Here is a 19,980-nt window from a genome sequence, read left to right on the forward strand (position 1 = left end):
CTCGGACACGCCGGGTCACTCCTGAGCCAGTGAGCATTGCGCCGGATTATGCCGAGCGGGCCAGGAAAACTCCACGCACACGCTGCGCCCGTCCGGCGCCCAGCTGCAGCGATCGGCCAACTGGCGCACCAGCTTCAGGCCGCGTCCGCTCAGGTGCTCCGAGGAGCTGTGCCGCTCCAGCATCCGCTGCACATCGAAACCCGGGCCGCTGTCCTCGACGCGGATGCTCAGGCGTCCGCCCTCCCCCTCGGGACGCAGGTCGAGATGAAAGCGCACATAGCCTTCGTACAGGTTTGCCAGCCGCGTGCGGCGCTCCCGGTAGTATTCGGCAAAGCCCTGGGCATCGCGCTTGAGCGAGGAGTCGAGGCCCATCACGCCATGCTCCAGGGCATTGGAATAGAGCTCGGCGAGCACCGTGTAGAGCACGCTGCCCTGGGCGCGCAGCTCCTGCACCTCGAGCAGCAGCTGCAGCAGATAAGGCAGCGGGTTGAAGCGCTTGAGGGTTTCGGCGCGGAACTCGAAGCCGATCGACCAGTCCAGCGGGGCGTTCTGCCCGGAGTCGGAGAAGATCAGCGGCGAATGCGGCAGCTGCCCCTCCTCCATCAGGCTGACCTCGATCAGGCTGACGTCGTCCTGTGCCTCGCCGCGGAAGGCACTGAGCGCCTGCTGGATCTCGCCGAACAGCAGATCCGGCTGCTGGTTGGCGGCGAACACCCCGAGCAGCCGCTCCTCGCCGAAACACTCGCCACCCAGGTTGCAGGTTTCCAGCACACCATCGGAGAGCAGGAGGAGCCGGTCGCCCGCCTCCATGGGATAGATCTCATAGCGATCGTCGAAACACGAGGGGTCGAGAATGCCCAGCGGCAGGTGACGGGAACGCAGGGGAATCCGCTCGCCACTGCCGCCCCGCCGAAGGTAGCCGTCGGGCAGGCCACCGTTCCAGACCTCCACCACCCGGCGCTGGAAGCTCAGGTTGAGCATGACCGCGCAGCAGAACACCCCCACCGGCAGGATGCGCTTGAGCTTGGCATTCATCTCGCGAAGGATTTCCGCCAGCGAATAGCCCTTGGCGGTCATGCTATAGAACACCTCGGCCAGGGGCATCGCGCCGATCGCCGCCGGCAGGCCGTGTCCGGTGAAGTCGCCGAGCAGCACGTGCATGCCGCCGGAAGGCTTGAAGGCCGCCAGCATCAGGTCGCCGTTGAACAGCGCGTAGGGCGACTGCAGGTAGCGGATGTTCGGCGCATCGAGACAGCCGGAGTGGGCCACCTTGTCGAACACCGCCTTGGCCACCCGCTGCTCGTTGAGCAGATGCTCGTTGTGCCGGGCGATCAGGTCGCGCTGCTCCAGCACCGTGGCCTGCAGCCGGCGCAGGCGATCCATGGCCTTGATCTTGGCGTCGAGGATCACCCGGTTGTAGGGCTTGGCGAGAAAATCGTCGCCGCCGGCATCCAGGCACTGGGCCAGGGCCTCGCTCTCGGTCAGCGAGGTGAGGAAGATGATCGGCACCAGCTCCTCGCCAGCCATCTGCTTGATCCGCCGGGCCGCCTCGAAGCCGTCCATCACCGGCATCAGGGCGTCCATCAGGACCATATGCGGGCGCTCGCGGGCGAAAATCATGATCGCCTCGAGCCCGTTGCCGGCGGTCAGCACACGATAGCCCTGACGGCCGACGATGGTCGCCAGCAGCATCCGGTCCGCGGGACTGTCCTCGGCGATCAGGATGCACAGGGGCGGCTGCATGGGACGGCCTCTAGGCGATATGGAAGAGCTGTTCGAAATTGGAAATCGACAGGATCTTGCGCACGTCCGGACTGCAATGGATCAGGCGGATCTGCGCCCGCTCGCCGCCGGCATGGTCGCGCAGCAGCAGGAGCATGCCGAGCGCCGAGCTGTCCAGATAGGTCGCCCCCTGCAGGTCGACGACATAGCGCTTGGGGGTGACGTTCACCCGCTCGTAGGCATCCCGAAATTCCTGGTGGGCGCCGAAATCGAAGCGCCCCTGGATGAAAATGGTCAGCTCTTGTCCATCTGCCGAAGGCTGCGAAGTGATAGCCATGCGGTGCTCCTCAGGTATGTGTCATCAGTGCAGCGAGGTTTAACACTCGGCTCCCGGCGGAGCAACCGCTGAACGGTGACCGGCAGCTGCCGCACTCTCCGAATCCGGTTGATCGTCGCCGTCCTCGCGCCGTCCCATGCCGTACTTGCGCATCTTCTCCACCAGCGTGGTGCGGCGGATGCGCAAGCGCTCGGCGGCGCGCGCCACCACGCCGGCAGAGTCGTCCAGCGCCTGCTGGATGAGCGTCTGCTCGAGGGCGGCCAGGTAATCCTTCAGGTCCAGCCCCTCCGGCGGCAGCAGGGCCAGGGTAGCCGGATCCGGCAGGCCGACCTCGAATACCCCGCCCTCGTCACCCTGCTCGTCCTCCCCCTCGATATGGCGGTATTTCTTCGGCAACTCCTGCACGCCGATGACGCCGTAGGGATGCATGATCGCCATGCGCTCCACCAGATTGGCCAGCTCGCGCAGATTGCCCGGCCAGTCATGCCGACACAGCGACATGATCGCCGCCGAGTTGAAGCGGATGGACCCCAGCTTGTCATGCTCCAGTCGCGCGATCAGCTCGTTCAGCAGCAGCGGGAGGTCCTCCACGCGCTCGCGCAGGGGCGACATCTCGATGGGAAACACACTGAGCCGGTAGTAGAGGTCCTCGCGGAAGCGGCCCTCCCCGACCATTGCCTCGAGATTCTTGTGACTTGCAGCAATGACGCGTACATCGACGCTCTGCGTCCGGGTACCGCCCAGACGCTCGAAGACGCCCTCCTTCAGCACGCGCAGCAGCCGTGCCTGCACCGGCAGTGGCATGGCGTCGATTTCCTCGAGGAACAGGACGCCGCCATGGGCCAGTTCGAGGCGCCCGACATGGCTGTTCAGAGCACCGCTGAAAGCGCCCTTCTCGTGCCCGAACAGCTCGCTCTCCAGCAGCTCGCCGGCGATGGCACTGCAATTGACGGGCACGAAGGGCGCCTCGCGGCGCCGCGAGTGATAGTGCAGGTTGCGCGCCACCACCTCCTTGCCGGTTCCGGACTCGCCCAGCAGCAGCACGCAGGCATCGGTATCGGCCACCTGCTGCAGCAGCTGGCGCACCTGCTGGATCGCCCGACTGGTGCCAACCAGGCTGCGAAACAGGTTGGGCTCGCGCGACAGGCCGCGCCCCTGGCCGGGCGTCGCGCGGTAGACCTGGGCACGATGCAGGGAGTCGAGCAGCTTGTTGTAGGAAGGCGGCGTTTCCAGGCTGGCCAGTACCTGGCGACGCACTTCCTTCGGCCAGTCCGCCGGCGGGTGCTGACCGAGCAGCAGCACGGGCAGCGTCTCGTCCCAACCGCGAAGCGCCTTGATCAGCTCAAGCCCCGCTCCCGGCGCCTCGACCGCTCCCAGCAGCACGCACAGCAGCTCCCGGCTGGAGCCCAGAGCCTCGACTTTCCCCCGCCACTCCCCACTGGCGCAGGCCAGGCATTGCTCGTCGAGAAAATCGAGGATGACCGACATGTCCCGACGCCGGTCGAGATCATCGTCGATCAGAAGAATCTTAGTGTCACGCCACATGTCGTCGGATATCCGAACTGGAAAGGCTTCAGGGGGCACATCGCGAACCGCAGCATCGTTCCGGCCCGCCTGCGATCGAGACTGCCACGGCATCGGATGGAATGAAAAGCGCGGCATCCTGCGCTCGCGACGGCGGAACTCCGGCATGCAGACAGACGAGCGGTCAGCGGGCAAAACTGGATACCTGAGGCGAGCAGCTGGAAAAACTCCAGACCGTCCCAGATATGCTTGAGTGAACGGCCGCATTCTACAAAGGATGCCCCCCGCTCGGTAGCTGCGCCGACAGGACGCAGCCTCCGCCCGCAGCGCTAATCCAGACGAATGCCCAGCTCGGCCAGGCGCAACAGATCCTCGGGACCCTCCACCTCCCACAGCCGCGGCAAAAGGCAGTGCCTCCAGCCGAGCTGGCGCAGGCGCTCGCAGGTGATGGGCAACACGTCCTCGCAGCCCCAGGGAATCGCCTCGAACAGCAGCGGATCGACCCGGCGCAGCCCCAGCAGGACAAAGTCGCCGTGCTCGGCCGGCCCGAGTACGGCATCCCGCTCGTGCAGGGCCGCGCAGGCGGCATGCAGGTAGTCGCTGTCCAGCGCCGGGCAGTCATTGCCGATCAGGATGACCGCATCGGTGGTGCAGAGCCCAAGCGTAGCGATGCGACGCATCCGCTCGCCCAGATCACCCGCCGGCTGCTCGACGACCGCCCAGCCGCAGTCCTCCGCCATGGCGGCCAGGGCCTCGTCGGGGCCCTCGTCGAGCCAGAGGAAGCGATCCTGGAAGTCGTTCACCGGCAGCCTCAGGGCACGCTCCACCAGCAGGCGCTGCAGGTCGCAGGCCCCATCCTCGCCCAAGGCCGGAATCAGGCGAGGCTTCACCTGACCGGGAGCCAGGGCATGGGCCAGCAAATGCAAGGAAATCGACAGGCTCATGCCAGGTTCCCCCCTCATGCGCGCTTGTCAGCCAATGGACTGCCATGTCATCTCACAAGGCCCAGCGCAAATGCCGCATCACCCATACAGTACGCCTGATTGAATGTCCTTCCCAGCACGTTGTCGGTCGGTACTGATCGACGGCGCTTCTCTCCCGCAAGGAAGGGCAATGAAGACGCGCGCAATGGGCTCAGGCCTGGCCTGCCAGAACGCGCCGCTCCCACGGGGTGATCTCGTCGAGAAAGCTCATCAGCTCCAGATTCTTGCTGGCGATATAACCCTCGATGAATTCATTGCCAAACAGCTCCCGCGCCAGCTGGCTGAGCTCGAGTCTAGCCAGTGCGACCGGCATGCTGCTCGGCAGGGTCAGGGCCTCCGGCACCTGGAATTCGCCTTGCAGCGACGCACTCGGCTCCACCTGCTGCTGCAGCCCGAACAGTCCGGCAGCCAGGCTGGCAGTGATGGCCAGGTAGGGGTTGGCGTCGGCGCCCGGCAGACGGTTCTCCACCCGCCGCGCCGCCGGTGGACTGGCGGGAATGCGCAAGCCCGCCGCACGATTGTCATGCGACCAGCAGACATTGTTCGGCGAGGCATAGGGATGGCACAGCCGCTGGTAGGAGTTGACGTGCGGGGCAAACAGCAGGGTGAAGTCGGCGAGTGCCCGCTGCTGACCACCGATGAAGTGACGGAAGGCTGGCGTCGGTTCGCCGCATTCGTCACTGAACAGATTCCTCCCGCTGTCCTGCGCCACCAGGCTCTGGTGGATATGCATGGAGCTGCCGGGAACCCCGGCCAGCGGCTTGGCCATGCACACCACCATCAGCCCGTGCCTGAGCGCCACCTCCCTGAGCAGGTGTTTGAACAGGAAGGTCTGGTCGGCCACATGCAGGGGATCGCCGTGCAGCAGGTTGATCTCGAATTGGCTGACACCCATCTCGTGCATGAAGGTATCGCGTGGCAGCCCGAGCGCCGCCATGCAGCGATAGACATCGTCGAAGAAGGGCCGCAAGCCGTTGCTGGAGGAAATGCTGAAGGCCGAGAAGCCGGCCTCGCGCCGTCCATCGAGTCCGATCGGCGGCTGAAACGGCAGATGCGGATCGTCATGCGGAGCGAAGACGAAGAACTCCAGCTCGGTGGCCACCACCGGCTGCCAGCCCTGGCGGGCATAGGCGGCCAGCACCCGTTTGAGCAGAGTACGGGTAGACAGTGGCGAACCGCCTCCCTTCAGCTCCTCGGCATCGCAAATCGCCAGCGCCCGAGGCCGCTCGCACCAAGGTAGCAGATGAATCTGCTGCGGGTCGGGAACCAACAGCAGGTCGCCATCGTCACTGCCATAGAAGCAGGTTGGCGGATAGCCGCCCATGATGCACTGCAACAGCACCCCGCGGGCCAACTGCAAGCGCTGTCCTGCGAGAAAGCCCGTGGCGGTCATCACCTTGCCGCGCGGCACCCCATTGAGATCGGGAGTGACGCACTCGACCTCCTCGACATCAGCCAGGCGTTCGACGAGAGCCTGATGAGGCTTGATCATGACGGGGCCTCCCCTTCCACGGCGGTCCGTACACAGTACGCAGCCGCCACCGGGGAGTTCAAGCCGTCCATCGTTACCCCAGCCAAGGCAAGACGCTTTGGCTATCATGACAACCGAAGATCAGGCACAGCAGGCTTGCATGACAAGCCGACAGGGCGGGAATCCGAGCGATCAGGGATATGGCGCCCCCTGCTGGAGTCGAACCAGCATCTAGCCCTTAGGAGGGGCTTGTTCTATCCATTGAACTAAGGGGACATGGAAAGTCATCGAATCTTGCGTAGTCGTGCTTGCTGACTCACTTCAGCCACGAACACATGCCACAAGACTTCGATCAATCGGTCAACGGCGCTGGGGCGGCATTTTAGCCATGAAAATGCCTTTTGTCATGCAGCCTGCATAAAAACGGAGAGAGCCACGGAACAACAGCCTATTCGCGCAGTCGACTCTTGGGCTTGGCACAGCATGGCCACGGAAGGAATTCTGATGCCAATCAAACATGCAAATCGGTTCACCCCGATTAATTGACTCAAACATCAAGAAGAGTGAACCACTTCAGCGAGCCGAGGTCATACCGAAAACACCCTTGCAAGCTAATTGCCAGCACTCTATAACAACTCACCGGTCGAAACTATGCAACCTATGAAACAGGCACTCTACTCCAGCCGCACAGCGGACAAATTCGTCGTTCGTCTACCCGACGGCATGCGTGAACGTATCGCGGATGTGGCGCGCAACCACCATCGCAGCATGAATTCGGAGATCATTGCACGCTTGGAGCAAAGCCTGCTTCAGGAAGACGCCCTGGGCGACGACCTTAGCCTGCGCCTGGACAGTCCCGAGCTTTCCCTGCATGAACGGGAGCTTCTGCAGCGCTTCCGGCAACTGACCCGACGCCAGCAGAATGCTTTGGTCGCCTTGATCGCGCAGGATAGCGAACTCGCGACCGAAGGCCTGAGTGCCGAGCAGTAGCCGCATGATCGACAGGCGCTACCTTCAATCGGAGGTTCTGACTGAATCGTCGGAGACTGACGCAGGGAACAGGCCTATATCCATAGGCCTGTTTTGATCACGAGCCGTGCATGTTCGCCGCACAGCAGGTCGACGCCAAACCTCAGCCTCGCTTCGAACCTTGCATCCCTGGCCATCAAGTCGGCCCCGTAAAACTCCCAAACCCCCATGACAACTCAAGCCTCAGGCAGACGCCGAGCGGCTTGCCCCCGCCCCGCATCCGCAGCGACTCAAAGCAAAAACAGTGTGGCCAACCCCAGGAAAATGAAGAAACCGCCACTGTCAGTCATGGCAGTGATCATCACACTAGCCCCCATGGCCGGATCGCGCCCAAGCCTAGCCAGCGTCATGGGAATCAGCACTCCCATCAGAGCAGCCATCAGCAGATTCAGGGTCATGGCGCCCGTCATCACCGCAGCCAGTGACCAGCTGCCGTAAAGAACGCCTGCCACCATGCCGATCACCCCTCCCCAGACCAGGCCGTTGATCAGCGCCACCCCCAACTCCTTGATCAGCAGACGGGCCGTGTTGCCCGTACTGACCTGCCCCAGAGCCATGGCACGAACGATCATGGTGATAGTCTGGTTGCCGGAGTTGCCGCCGATGCCGGCGACGATCGGCATCAGTGCCGCCAGGGCCACCAGCTTCTCGATGGAATCCTCGAACAACCCGATCACTCGGGAGGCGACGAAAGCGGTCACCAGATTCACCGCGAGCCATGCCCAGCGATTGCCAACCGACTTCCAGACCGAGGCGAAGATATCCTCCTCCTCGCGCAAGCCGGCCATGTTCAGCACTTCACTTTCGCCTTCCTCGCGAATCAGATCGACCATGGCATCAATGGTCAGGCGACCGATCAGCTTGCCATCCCTGTCCACCACGGGCGCGGAAACCAGATCATAACGCTCGAAGGCCTGGGCGGCATCGTAGGCATCCTCGTCGGGATGAAAGCGCACCGGATCGAGCGCCATGATCTCGGCGACCTGTCGCTCGGGATCGCTGACCAGCAGGCGTTTGATCGGCAGCACCCCCTTCAGCATCCCGTCATAATCCACCACGAACAGCTTGTCGGTGTGCCCTGGCAGCTCCTTCAAGCGCCGCAGATAGCGCAAGACCACCTCCAGACTGACGTCTTCGCGGATGGTAACCATCTCAAAATCCATCAGCGCGCCAACCTGATCCTCTTCGTAGGAGAGCGCCGAGCGCACCCTCTCACGCTGCTGGGCGTCAAGGGACTCCATCAGCTCGTGAACCACATCGCGCGGCAGTTCGTGGGCCAGGTCCGCAAGCTCGTCGGCCCCCAGCTCCTTGGCAGCAGCGATCAGCTCATGATCGTCCATGTCGGCGATCAGGGTTTCGCGAACCGCGTCAGATACTTCGAGAAGGATGTCACCGTCGCGCTCGGCCTTGACCAGTTGCCAGACGCTCAGGCGGTCGCCGAGAGGAAGAGCTTCGAGGATATAGGCGATATCCGCCGGATGCAGCTCGTCGAGCTTGCGTTGCAGCTCCGCCAGGTTTTGCCGGTGCACCAGATCCTCGACCAGATCATGGTGCGCCCCCAACTGGCGGTGCGTCAGGTTTTCAACCAGCTTGTGCCGATGCAGCAGCTCCACAACCTGGGCGAGACGTTCCTGCAGGCTTTCCTGCTGCTTCTTGGCTTCAACTTCAGTCATGGCAAACTCCACCCCCAGCAGCGGAGCACGCCAAGGGCATCAATCAGTCAATGCGCGATTGCACGAATCGGTTTTGAAATAACTACTGGGTAAGTCCATGGTGGATTTCCACAAGCCCCGGTGGGGCTGACAGGCGTAATCATAACACTGCCCGACGGCCTTGCACTCGTCAGAATGTTGGCCAGAACAATCGCTTGCAATGCGAACCTCCGCTCAATCTCACCGTGCGGCACCGGCAAGGAGATCCGGGACACATCGCCCCCTGCAGGCAGGCGCTACCCTGCCCCCACGCCAAGGAGGACGCCCCATGCACGGATTACTGATACGCGCTTCGGCAACAGCGCTTCTGCTCTGCTCTTCGCCCCCACTCGTCGCTGCGCCCGTATATCGCTGCGCAGCCCCAGGCGGCCATATCAGCTTCACCCATCACGGCTGCCCTGCAGGCCAGCAGCAACAGCTGCAGAGCGCCTTCAACGCCACGCCCGGCAAGGGCGACAGCCCCACCCCCATGGCAAGCGAGCCTCGGGACCGCGCGCCCCGCACCGCGAGACAGGACAAGCCTCAGGAGCCGACCATTGTCGGCCAGCAAGACGATGGCTGCGGCAACCAGATCACAGGCCGAGAACGCCGCGAAGCAATGATCCAAAAGGAAGTGCGCTCAGGCATGCCCCGCGCGGACGTAGAAAGCGCCCTCGGCAAGCCGGGCCGGATTTCCAGACGCAACGGCCGAACCAGTTACCACTACCGAGACAATGCGGGCAACACGAGACAGATCGACTTCGACGAACATAACTGCGTCAGCGCCAAGAGCCGAAAATGAAAAAGGGCCTGCATCGCTGCAGGCCCTTCTGATATGGCGCACTCAGGAGGATTCGAACCTCCGACCGCCCGGTTCGTAGCCGGGTACTCTATCCAGCTGAGCTATGAGTGCGTATGGCGCTTGATGGACCAGATCACCGCTGGTTTCGAACCGGCCTTCTCAGGCGATTCAAATAATGGCGCACTCAGGAGGATTCGAACCTCCGACCGCCCGGTTCGTAGCCGGGTACTCTATCCAGCTGAGCTATGAGTGCGCTGAGCGTGCGCATTATAGGGACTCTGCTTCGATGTTCAAGCGAAAATTCGATCAACTTCACCAGCTTGCCGAACCACTGCAGAACACCCAACCCTACAACGCTTGTGAATGGCGGAGGAGGGGGGATTCGAACCCCCGACACCCTTTTGAGGTGTACTCCCTTAGCAGGGGAGCGCCTTCGGCCACTCGGCCACCCCTCCGCAACACGGGGCGAATCATACCGGCCTTTGCCCCGCTTGCCAAGCTAAAAATCGATAAAAATTAGTGGCTTGGCTCTTGATCTTTTTCTTTCTGAATGCGTTGGTAGATTTCTTCGCGATGTACAGCGACCTCTTTCGGTGCATTGACGCCAATGCGCACCTGATTACCTTTCACACCCAGCACGGTGACCGTCACATCATCACCCACCATCAGGGTCTCTCCGACCCGACGAGTCAGAATCAGCATTCCTTTCTCCTTTTATGGGAAGTCAACAGAACAACAGTCTGCAAAAATAAAAATGGTGATATTCCCACCCTACCCCAAGGAATATACACCCAAGTATTGACCAGGGCTGGCGAAAGGAAAGCCCTCCTCACCCGGGCAAAACGATGAAGGCGCGGGATTACTCCGCGCCTTCATCAGTCACTCGCTCACTCGCCCTGGCGGGCAGGAGCATCCAACTCGAACGCGGTATGCAGGGCACGAACCGCCAGTTCCAGGTACTTCTCCTCGATGACCACGGAAACCTTGATTTCCGAAGTCGAGATCATCTGGATATTGATACCTTCCTTGGCCAAGGCTTCGAACATGCGGCTGGCAACCCCGGCATGGGAACGCATGCCTACTCCAACGATGGAAACCTTGGCAATGTCGGTATCGCCAATGACCTCGCGCGCACCAATTTCGCGCGCGGTGTTCTCCAACACGCGCATGGCGCTCAAATAGTCGTTGCGGTGTACGGTGAAGGTGAAGTCGGTGGTGTTGTCGTGCGCGATGTTCTGCACAATCATGTCCACCTCGATATTGGCCGCACTGATCGGCCCGAGGATCTTGAACGCCACGCCGGGATTGTCCGGCACGCCGCGAATGGTCAGCTTGGCTTCGTCGCGATTGAAGGCGATGCCGGAAATGATCGGCTGTTCCATGGATTCCTCTTCATCGGTGGTAATGAGGGTGCCCGGCCCCTCCTGAAAGCTGTGCAGCACGCGCAGCGGGACATTGTATTTGCCGGCGAACTCCACCGAGCGGATCTGCAGCACCTTCGAGCCCAGGCTGGCCATTTCCAGCATCTCCTCGAAGGTGATCTTGTCCAGACGCTGGGCCTTGGGCACCACTCGCGGATCGGTGGTGTAGACGCCGTCGACATCGGTATAGATCTGGCACTCGTCGGCCTTCAGGGCCGCGGCCAGGGCCACCCCAGTGGTGTCGGAACCGCCGCGCCCAAGAGTGGTGATGTTGCCGTGCTCGTCGACCCCCTGGAAACCGGCAACCACCACCACGCGACCGGCCTTGAGATCGGCACGCAGCCTCTGGTCATCGATTTGCAGGATTCGTGCCTTTGTAAAGGAGCTGTCGGTAAGAATGCGCACCTGATTGCCGGTGTAGGACACCGCCGGTACGCCGCGCTTGATCAGCGCCATGGCCAGCAGGGCAATGGTCACCTGCTCACCGGTCGAGACCATCACATCCAGCTCGCGCGGCACGGGCTGCTCGCTGATCTGCTTGGCCAGGCCGATCAGGCGATTGGTCTCGCCGCTCATGGCGGAAACCACAACCACGATGTCATCGCCGTTCTCGCGGAATTTCTGGACCTTCTCGGCTACCTGCTCGATCCGCTCGATGGAGCCTACAGAGGTGCCCCCGAATTTCTGTACGATCAACGCCATTTGAAAAGCCACCTAAGCCCGTGAAGGGCGCCATTAAACATTTCCAGCGCGCCGACTGCCAAGGCCGGCCGGCGCGGCCCGGGATCGGGAGGCGGGCCGTTACAGAGCCTGCTCGACGAACGGCACGACCAGCGCCAGCGCCTCGTTCAGCTTGCCGGCCTCGGTGCCGCCGCCCTGGGCCATGTCCGGACGACCGCCGCCCTTGCCACCGACCGCCGCCGCCGCCTGTTTCATCAGGTCGCCGGCCTTGAGCTTGCCGGCCAGGTCCTGGGTGACGCCAGCGACCAGCACGACCTTGCCCTCGAACTCGCCGCCGAGCAGGATCACCGCACTGCCCAGCTTGTTCTTCAACTGGTCGACCAGCACCAGCAGGGCCTTGCCTTCCAGGCCATCGAGACGGGCAGACAGTACCTGTACCCCCTTGACCTCGATGGCCGAGGCGGCCAGATCGTCGCCGGCCGCACTAGCAGCCTTGGCTTTCAGCTGTTCCAGCTCCTTCTCCAGCTGACGATTGCGCTCCAGCAGACCGGCCAGCTTGTCCAGCAGGTTGTCGCGACTGCCCTTGACCAGCGCCGCCGCTTCCTTGAGCTGCTCCTCGGCGCCGTTCAGGTAGTCCAGCGCACCCGCGCCTGTCACCGCCTCGATACGGCGCACGCCGGCGGCCACGCCGCCCTCGCTGACGATCTTGAACAGACCGATGTCGCCAGTGCGCCTGGCATGGATGCCACCGCACAGCTCAATGGAGAAATCGCCCATGCTCAGCACGCGCACACTGTCGCCGTATTTCTCGCCGAACAGGGCCATGGCGCCCTTCTTCTTCGCCGAGTCGATATCGGTGACTTCGGTTTCCACCGTGCTGTTCTTGCGGATCTCGGCATTGACCAGCGCTTCCAGGACCTTGATCTGCTCCGCGGTCACCGCCTCGAAGTGACTGAAGTCGAAGCGCAGGCGCTGGCTGTTGACCAGCGAACCCTTCTGCTGCACATGCTCGCCGAGGATCTGGCGCAGCGCGGCATGCAGCAGGTGAGTGGCCGAGTGGTTGAGCGCGGTGGCGCCGCGCACCGAACCGTCGACCTGCGCCTCCAGGGTCTGGCCGACACGCAGGCCGCCCTCGGCGACCACGCCGTGGTGCAGGTAAGCACCGCCGGCCTTGGTGGTGTCGCGCACGTCGAAACGCACGCCGCCGGCATCACTCAGGTAGCCGCAGTCGCCGACCTGGCCGCCGGACTCGGCATAGAACGGGGTGCGGTCGAGCACCACCACGCCCTCCTCGCCTTCGCCGAGCTGCTCGACGGCAGCGCCATCCCTGAACAGGGCGACCACCTGGCCCTGACCGAAGGTACCCTCGTAGCCGGTGAACAGGGTGTCGGCGTCGACCTTGACCAGGCTGTTGTAGTCGAGGCCGAAGGCGCTGGCCGAACGGGCGCGCTCGCGCTGGGCCTGCATCTCGCGCTCGAAGCCGTCCTCGTCGATCGACAGCTCGCGCTCGCGGGCGATGTCGGCGGTCAGGTCGACCGGGAAGCCATAGGTGTCATAGAGCTTGAACACCACGTCACCGGGAATGACCTTGCCCTGCAGTTCGACCAGGTCCTGCTCGAGGATCTTCAGGCCCTGCTCCAGGGTCTTGGCGAACTGTTCTTCCTCGTTCTTCAACACGCGCTCGATCTGTGCCCGCTGCTGCCTGAGCTCCGGATAGGCATCGCCCATCTCGGTGACCAGCGCGGCGACGATCTTGTGGAAGAAGGCACCCTTGGCGCCCAGCTTGTTGCCGTGGCGGCAGGCGCGACGAATGATGCGGCGCAGCACGTAGCCACGGCCCTCGTTGGACGGGGTCACGCCGTCGGCGATCAGGAAGCCGCAGGAACGGATGTGGTCGGCCACCACCTTGAGCGACGGTGCGCCGTCGTTGGCGCAGCCGATGGCCTGCGCAGAGGCGGCCAGCAGGTTCTGGAACAGGTCGATCTCGTAGTTGGAGTGGACGTGCTGCAGCACCGCGCTGATCCGCTCGAGGCCCATGCCGGTGTCCACCGAGGGCGCCGGCAGCGGATGCAGCACACCGTCGGCAGTACGGTTGAACTGCATGAACACGTTGTTCCAGATCTCGATGTAGCGGTCGCCGTCCTCTTCCGGGGAACCGGGCGGGCCGCCCCAGATGCCTTCGCCGTGGTCGTAGAAGATCTCGGTGCACGGGCCGCAGGGACCGGTGTCGCCCATCGCCCAGAAGTTGTCGGAAGCGTAGGGCGCACCCTTGTTGTCGCCGATGCGCACCATGCGCTCGGCCGGCACGCCGACTTCCCGGGTCCAGATGTCGTAGGCCTCGTCATCGCTGGCATAGACGGTGACCCAGAGCTTCTCGGCGGGCAGGTTCAGCCACTTCGGCGAAGTCAGGAACTCCCAGGCATAGGCGATGGCGTCGCGCTTGAAATAGTCGCCGAAGCTGAAGTTGCCCAGCATCTCGAAGAAGGTGTGATGACGGGCGGTGTAGCCGACGTTCTCCAGATCGTTGTGCTTGCCGCCGGCACGCACGCACTTCTGGCTGGTGGTGGCGCGGGTGTAGGCACGCTTTTCCAGGCCGAGGAAACAGTCCTTGAACTGGTTCATGCCGGCGTTGGTGAACAGCAGGGTCGGGTCGTTCGCCGGAATCAGCGAACTGGAGGCCACACGGGTGTGCCCCTTCTCTTCGAAGAAGCGGAGGAAGGCTTCACGGATTTCTGCGCTTTTCATAAATGAATGGGTCCAGAGAAAACTGCGGCCACGGCAAGATTGGCAAAGGGACGCATTATATCGGCCCCGTGCGACCACGGTAGCGCTTTCTTCCATCAGCGGATCCGAGCTGCCACAGGCAGCCGCATCCCCGGATGCCGGCCGCCGAACAGGCGTTGGGATCATGGTTCAGGTAACGCCGGCCGGCACGAACCGCCCCGCGCTTGTCGAGCAGGAGCGACAGTCGCATGCACGGCCCGGATACCGCATGCACGCCGCGGAGCGGACGCTCGAGGCAGTGCATCCAGCCTCCGCTCTTGCAGGCGGGCGGAACGCCTTCCAGGCGTCAGCTCGAGCAGTCCGCCCTGCGCCAGCGCGGAAGTTGCCGGCGGCGGACTCGGACTACCACAGGCCGGGGAACGACGGGACGGTCAGTGGTCGCACTCGGGACCATGCACATGGTCGTCATCACCGGCTTCGGCCGGCTCCATCTCCAGTTGCAGACTGACCAGGTTGGTGGCCATCGGGCGCAACAGCAGGTTGGCGTACTCGGCATCGCCCTCATCCACATCCACGCCGATCAGCAGCTGGCCGTTGGCCTGCTGGACCCAGAGTTCGCGGCCCTGCCAGATCACCGCAAAACGGGTGCAGGAGGTTTCCAGCTGGGTACCATCGGTGTCTTCGAGAACGAGTTGCAAGGCATCGGTCATTGTTCAGCTCCAGGAGTAGACCGCCACAGGCGGCGGGTTCGGTCAATTTGAAAAGGATAGACGGGGCCCAATCCCGGGGGCCGCGTCAGCTCGTCCGCGGCACTCGGCGCGCAACTCGGGGATCGGCCAGGCCATGCAGCACCTTCGTCTTCGTCAGGATCCGGCGGGCGGCCGCCTCCGGATCGAAAGGCCTCTGCCCGGCCAGGAAAGCCAGGCTGCTCCAGGACAGCCTGCCGAAATTCATCGCCCGTCTCCGCGCGGCTGGGCAACAGCGAGCGGCACCGCACGCACCTGGGCTCCGGCGCAGAGCTGCAGGCGCCTGGCGGTCGGCGGATCGACCACCAGGGTACCGGCCGCCACCCGTGCCGGAGCGGCGGTGATCCGGCAGTCCTGGCGTTGTCGATTGTGGATCAGGTAGGGCTCGGCCTCGTCCCCTGGCGTACCGACCGCCAGCACCAGGGTCTGACTGTCGCGCACGGCACGGATCTTCGCCGTTTCGCATTCGACCACCGGACCGGCATCGAAGATGTCGACATAGCCCTGATAGCTGAAGCCCTCCGCCCGAAGCATCGCCAGCGCCGGCTCGCTGTGCGGGTGCACACGGCCGATCGCTGCACGCGCCTCCTCGGAGAGGAAGCAGCTGTAGAGCGGAAACCTCGGCATCAGCTGGGCGATGAAGGCACGATTGCCAACTCCGGTGAGATAGTCGGCCTGGCGGAACTCCATGCGGAAGAAGTGCCGACCGAGGCTTTCCCAGAACGGCGAGCGGGCGTTGGCATCGGACATGCCGCGCAATTCGGCAATCACCTTGTCGGCGAACAGGGTGCGGAATTCGGCGAGAAACAGCAGGCGCGACTTCGCCAGCAGGCGGCCGTTCAGCCCGCTGCGGTGCTCGGCCTGGAGGAACAGCGAGCAGAGTTCGGAATTGCCGGTCAGGTCGTTGGCGAGGAACAGTGTGGGAATCTCCCGGTACAGCTCCAGCTCCCGCGAGGCGCTGACGGTCAGCCCGACCCGGTAGTTGTACCAGGGCTCGCGCAGCCCCACGGCGGCGGTCAGCCCGGCGATGCCGGCGATCCGCCCCTGGTCGGTTTCCAGCACGAACAGATAGTCGGCGTCGGCCTTCGCGGCCTCGCCGCGAAAGCTCCGTTCCGCCATCGCGACGCGCTGTGCCAGGCGTTCCTCGTTGGACGGCAGCGAGATCAGACCGGTACCTGCGCCAGTACTGCGGGCAAGGTCGATCAGCGCGGGCAGGTCGGCGTTGCGCACGGGACGAACGATCATGTTTCCTCCGCCAGTATCACGAGCGCAAGGCCGCTCACAGGGCCACCAGGCGCAGGCTGTCGCCTTCGCCGACGCCGAGGGCCGCAGCCGTCTCGGCGCTCAGCGTCAGCGGCTGGCCGGGCGTCCAGTCCAGCTCGACCAGGCTGGCGCGAAAATCCTGCAGGCCGCCGTTGCTGAGCAGGTAGGTCCGACCGGCGGCACGCTCGCCGGCACCGATGGCCACCGGCGCCACGGCGCTGCGGGCGATCGAGCGGACGCCGGCGGTGCGCGCATGGAGGATCGGCCCACCGTCGAAGATATCGATGTAATGCTCGGTCTCGAAACCCTCGCGGGTCATGATGTCGAAGCTGATCTGCGCGCGCGGGTGGACCTGGCCCATGGCCTCCTGGGCGGCATCCGGCAGCAACGGCACGTAGATCGGGTAGTGCGGCATCAGCTCGGCGAGGAAGGTACGACTGCGCAGGCTGGACAGGCGCTCGGCCGCCGCGTAGCTCATGTCGAAGAAGTGCCGGCCGACCGCGTCCCAGAACGGCGAGTCGCCCAGGTCGTCGCTCGGCCCGAGAACTTCCACCACCACGGCGTCGGCGAAGCGCTCCGGATGGCTGGCCATGAACAGCAGGCGGCCGCGGGAGATCAGCTCGGCCCAGGGCGTGTGCGCCAGCGTCGGCTCGATATAGAAGCTGCTCAGCAGACTGCTGCCGGTCAGATCATGGCAGATCGACAGGACATGGATCTTGTTGTGGATCTTCAGCTCGCGCGAGGCGTGCACGAAGGTCTCGTTGCGAAAACTGTAGAAGGCCTCGGAATAACCCGCCGAGGCGACGATCCCCGAGCAGCCGAGCAGACGCCCGCTACCCGGCTCCTCGAGGACGAAGAAGTAGCGCTCCTCGCCGCTGAAGCTGACCTCCGCGGCGAACGAGGACTCGGACACGGCGATCTTTTCGCGCAGGCGCTCGCGATCGTCGGGCAGCGAAGTGACGCCGATCGGACTGTCCGCGGCCAGACGCTGAACCTCGGCCAGATCGGCCATTTGCGCGGGGCGCATCACCAGCATGGGGCGTCACTCCTTGGGGACGGGCGGGAGCGCAGCGTCCCGTGTCTTGCGCCGATCAGCCGCGGACCAGCCGGGCGATGGCCCGCTCGAAACGCTCCAGCCCTTCGTCGATGTCGGCATCCTCGATCACCAGGCTCGGCGCGAAACGCACCACGTCGGCGCCGGCCTGCAGCACCATCAGGGCCTCCTGCTCGGCAGCGACCAGCACGTCGCGGGCCCTGCCCTTCCAAGGCTCGCTCAGCACACTGCCGATCAGCATGCCCATGCCGCGCACCTGGCTGAAGATGCCGTACTGCGCACCGATCGCCTCGAGACGGGTCTTGAAGCGCTGGTGCTTGTCCTTCACCCCCTGCAGCACCTCCGGGGTGTTGACCACGTCGATCACCGCCTCGGCCACCGCGCAGGCCAGCGGGTTGCCGCCGAAGGTAGTGCCGTGCACGCCGGCCGGGAAGTGCCTGGCCAGGTCGGTGCGGGTGAGCATGGCACCGATCGGGAAGCCGCCGCCCAGCCCCTTGGCGGTGGACAGGATGTCCGGGACCACGCCGTAGTGCATGTAGGCGAAGAGTTCGCCGGTGCGGCCGACGCCGGTCTGCACTTCGTCGAAGATCAGCAGCGCGTTGTACTGGTCGCACAGCCGGCGCGCGCCTTCCAGGTAGGCCTGCTGGGCCGGGAGAATGCCGCTCTCGCCCTGGATCGGCTCCAGCACCACCGCGCAGGTCCGCTCGGAAATCGCCGCCTCCAGGGCTGCCAGGTCGTTGTAGGGGACATGGGTGATGCCTTCGGGCCTCGGCCCGAAACCGTCGGAGTACTTGGGCTGGCCGGCGACGCTGACGGTGAAGAAGGTACGCCCGTGGAAGCTGTCCAGCGCGGAGATGATCTCGCACTTCTGCGGCCCGAAGCGGTCGTGGGCGACGCGCCGGGCCAGCTTGAAGGCCGCCTCGTTGGCCTCGGCGCCGGAGTTGCAGAAGAACGCTCGGTCGGCGAAGGTGGCGTCCTCCAGCTTCTTCGCCAGGCGCAGGGTCGGCTCGTTGGTGAAGATGTTCGAGACATGCCAGATCTTCCCGGCCTGCTCGGTCAGCGCCGCCACCAACCGCGGATGGCAGTGACCCAGGGAGTTCACCGCGATCCCGCCGGTGAAGTCGATCAGCTCGCGACCGCTCTGATCCCAGACTCGCGAGCCCTGGCCGCGCACCGGAATGAAGGCGGCAGGGGCATAGTTGGGGACCATCAACTGGTCGAAATCGGCGCGTTGCACCTGAGCATGCTCAACGGACATCGGGAAACTCCTGCCACGGTAGGCTAGCGAAGAAGGATTCTGGAAACGCCCCTGCGGCGGGTATTCTCGCCAGACGACAACCTGGTGCGGCGCCATTTGCAGGGTTCCCCGCCTTCCGGCGACAGCGCGGAAAGCATCAGGAGGGCGCAGTTTAAACGCTGTGCGCCGCGGAAAAAGCGGCTCGACAGAAAAAATCCCCCGGCCAGGAGCCGATGGCGCTCCGGATCACGGCTCGGCCGGCGCGGTCGACTCGAACTGGCCGCCGGCACGCCGCTGGTTGCGGTCCTCCCGCGGGGTGGTGCCGAAGAAGCCGCGGTAGGCGCTGGAAAAATGCGGCCCGGAGGAGAAGCCGCAGGACAGGCCGATCTGGATGATCGACTTGCCGGTTTGCAGCAGCAGCTGGCGGGCCTTGTTCAGGCGCAGCTCCAGGTAATACTGGCTCGGCACCCGGTTCAGGTACTGCTTGAAAATGCGCTCCAGCTGGCGCCGCGAGACGCAGACGTGCTGGGCGATCTCGTCGGTGGTCAAAGGCTCCTCGATATTGGCCTCCATCAGCAGCACCGCCTGGGTCAGCTTCGGATGACTGGAGCCGAGGCGGTTCTGCAGCGGCACCCGCTGGCGCTCGCCACCCTCGCGGATGCGCTCGACCACCAGCTCCTCGCTGACGGTGCAGGCCAGCTCGGCGCCGTGGTCCTGGGCCAGCACCGCCAGTAGCAGATCGAGCACCGCCAGGCCGCCGCAGGCGGTGAGACGATCGCGGTCCCAGTCGAACAGATGAGCAGTGGCGATCACCCGCGGAAAGCGCTCGGCGAAATCCTCCTGCCAGCGCCAGTGCACCGCCGCCCGGTAGCCGTCGAGCAGCCCGAGCTGGGCCAGCGGATAGACCCCGGCAGACAGCCCGCCGAGCTGGCAGCCCTCGCGCGCCACCTGCCTGAGCGCCGCGGCCAGCGGCGGCGCCACACGGATGGTCGGCGCGTCGGCCAGCAGCAACAGCTTGTCGAAGCCCTCCAGGCGGCCTTCCCAGGGCACGCCGGGCAGGCGCCATTCGCCCTCCTGCGGCACCTCGGCCTGCAGGAAGCACCACTCGTAGCGCACCTGCGGCTGCAGGTGGATGGCAAGTTGCAGGGCCTCCTCCACCAGGGCCGGGGTCAGGGGCCGGGTCCCGGGCCAGAGGAGAATACCGATTCGATGGACAGTCATGGCGGGCGACGAAGCTTCCGGGGGCCGGACATTGAATAAGCCTCGCCGGCTGCACAGGCTCCGGCAAAGACGAG

General features: G+C 64.4%; 17 protein-coding genes and 4 tRNA genes. 2 read left to right on the forward strand and 19 right to left on the reverse strand.

Translation table 11 applies throughout. The features are described from left to right. Positions 1–15 precede the first annotated feature (15 nt). The 6 genes from ACG10_RS13960 to ACG10_RS13985 all read right to left on the reverse strand — a co-directional run bounded on the left by ACG10_RS13960 (position 16) and on the right by ACG10_RS13985 (position 6,313). On the reverse strand, positions 16–1,743 hold the full coding sequence (locus tag ACG10_RS13960) for an ATP-binding SpoIIE family protein phosphatase (RefSeq protein ID WP_089168675.1): 1,728 nt from the start codon (positions 1,741–1,743) through the stop codon (positions 16–18). 10 nt (positions 1,744–1,753) lie between these two features. Further along, positions 1,754–2,059, reverse strand: a complete 306-nt coding sequence (locus ACG10_RS13965; RefSeq protein ID WP_012701966.1) for an STAS domain-containing protein — start codon at positions 2,057–2,059, stop codon at positions 1,754–1,756. A gap of 39 nt (positions 2,060–2,098) precedes the next feature. Then, entirely contained in the window at positions 2,099–3,604 is a 1,506-nt protein-coding gene (locus tag ACG10_RS13970; protein ID WP_089168676.1) for a sigma-54 dependent transcriptional regulator, read from the reverse strand. Between the two features lie 308 nt (positions 3,605–3,912). Continuing rightward, positions 3,913–4,527 (reverse strand): TIGR04282 family arsenosugar biosynthesis glycosyltransferase, encoded by a 615-nt coding sequence (locus ACG10_RS13975; RefSeq protein ID WP_039803070.1) that lies wholly within the window; start codon positions 4,525–4,527, stop codon positions 3,913–3,915. Between the two features lie 190 nt (positions 4,528–4,717). Next, positions 4,718–6,058, reverse strand: coding sequence for a glutamine synthetase family protein (locus ACG10_RS13980; RefSeq protein ID WP_039803068.1), 1,341 nt, complete (start codon positions 6,056–6,058; stop codon positions 4,718–4,720). A 180-nt stretch (positions 6,059–6,238) separates the two neighbouring features. Next, positions 6,239–6,313, reverse strand: a tRNA-Arg gene (locus ACG10_RS13985). Positions 6,314–6,688: 375 nt separating this feature from the next. Between ACG10_RS13985 and ACG10_RS13990 the strand changes: the two genes are divergently transcribed. Then, positions 6,689–7,027, forward strand: coding sequence for an Arc family DNA-binding protein (locus tag ACG10_RS13990; RefSeq protein WP_039803067.1), 339 nt, complete (start codon positions 6,689–6,691; stop codon positions 7,025–7,027). A gap of 269 nt (positions 7,028–7,296) precedes the next feature. Here ACG10_RS13990 and mgtE read toward each other — a convergent pair whose 3' ends face one another. After that, positions 7,297–8,739, reverse strand: coding sequence for a magnesium transporter (mgtE, locus tag ACG10_RS13995; protein ID WP_089168677.1), 1,443 nt, complete (start codon positions 8,737–8,739; stop codon positions 7,297–7,299). Positions 8,740–9,046: 307 nt separating this feature from the next. Between mgtE and ACG10_RS14000 the strand changes: the two genes are divergently transcribed. Further along, positions 9,047–9,559, forward strand: a complete 513-nt coding sequence (locus ACG10_RS14000; RefSeq protein ID WP_089168678.1) for a DUF4124 domain-containing protein — start codon at positions 9,047–9,049, stop codon at positions 9,557–9,559. A gap of 34 nt (positions 9,560–9,593) precedes the next feature. On the opposite strand, the gene ACG10_RS14005 is transcribed toward ACG10_RS14000, so the two are convergent. From ACG10_RS14005 to ACG10_RS14055, 12 genes are all read right to left on the reverse strand, one after another. Next, positions 9,594–9,670, reverse strand: a tRNA-Arg gene (locus ACG10_RS14005). A gap of 65 nt (positions 9,671–9,735) precedes the next feature. Further along, positions 9,736–9,812, reverse strand: a tRNA-Arg gene (locus ACG10_RS14010). Positions 9,813–9,923: 111 nt separating this feature from the next. After that, positions 9,924–10,014, reverse strand: a tRNA-Ser gene (locus ACG10_RS14015). 61 nt (positions 10,015–10,075) lie between these two features. After that, a complete protein-coding gene (csrA, locus tag ACG10_RS14020; RefSeq protein ID WP_003283978.1) occupies positions 10,076–10,261 on the reverse strand; it encodes a carbon storage regulator CsrA in 186 nt (61 codons plus the stop codon). A 185-nt stretch (positions 10,262–10,446) separates the two neighbouring features. Further along, complete coding sequence (locus tag ACG10_RS14025) at positions 10,447–11,682, reverse strand: aspartate kinase (RefSeq protein WP_089168679.1); 1,236 nt, start codon at positions 11,680–11,682, stop codon at positions 10,447–10,449. A gap of 99 nt (positions 11,683–11,781) precedes the next feature. After that, a complete protein-coding gene (gene alaS / locus ACG10_RS14030) occupies positions 11,782–14,406 on the reverse strand; it encodes an alanine--tRNA ligase (RefSeq protein WP_089168680.1) in 2,625 nt (874 codons plus the stop codon). A 410-nt stretch (positions 14,407–14,816) separates the two neighbouring features. After that, entirely contained in the window at positions 14,817–15,095 is a 279-nt protein-coding gene (locus ACG10_RS14035; RefSeq protein ID WP_089168681.1) for a topoisomerase II, read from the reverse strand. Between the two features lie 85 nt (positions 15,096–15,180). Then, positions 15,181–15,339 (reverse strand): hypothetical protein, encoded by a 159-nt coding sequence (locus tag ACG10_RS23770; protein WP_157731457.1) that lies wholly within the window; start codon positions 15,337–15,339, stop codon positions 15,181–15,183. Then, the gene (gene astA / locus ACG10_RS14040) at positions 15,336–16,376 is read right to left on the reverse strand and encodes an arginine N-succinyltransferase (RefSeq protein ID WP_089168682.1); all 1,041 of its coding nucleotides are present in this window, start codon (positions 16,374–16,376) and stop codon (positions 15,336–15,338) included. Before astA ends, ACG10_RS23770 begins: the two co-directional genes overlap by 4 nt. Before the next feature lie 34 nt (positions 16,377–16,410). Further along, positions 16,411–17,430 (reverse strand): arginine/ornithine succinyltransferase subunit alpha, encoded by a 1,020-nt coding sequence (aruF, locus tag ACG10_RS14045; protein ID WP_089168683.1) that lies wholly within the window; start codon positions 17,428–17,430, stop codon positions 16,411–16,413. Between the two features lie 55 nt (positions 17,431–17,485). Next, a complete protein-coding gene (locus tag ACG10_RS14050) occupies positions 17,486–18,706 on the reverse strand; it encodes an aspartate aminotransferase family protein (protein ID WP_089168684.1) in 1,221 nt (406 codons plus the stop codon). 225 nt (positions 18,707–18,931) lie between these two features. Continuing rightward, on the reverse strand, positions 18,932–19,906 hold the full coding sequence (locus tag ACG10_RS14055; protein ID WP_039803051.1) for a GlxA family transcriptional regulator: 975 nt from the start codon (positions 19,904–19,906) through the stop codon (positions 18,932–18,934). Between the last annotated feature and the right edge of the window lie 74 nt (positions 19,907–19,980).

Source organism: Azotobacter chroococcum (assembly GCF_002220155.1).
Classification (GTDB): Bacteria; Pseudomonadota; Gammaproteobacteria; order Pseudomonadales; family Pseudomonadaceae; genus Azotobacter; species Azotobacter chroococcum.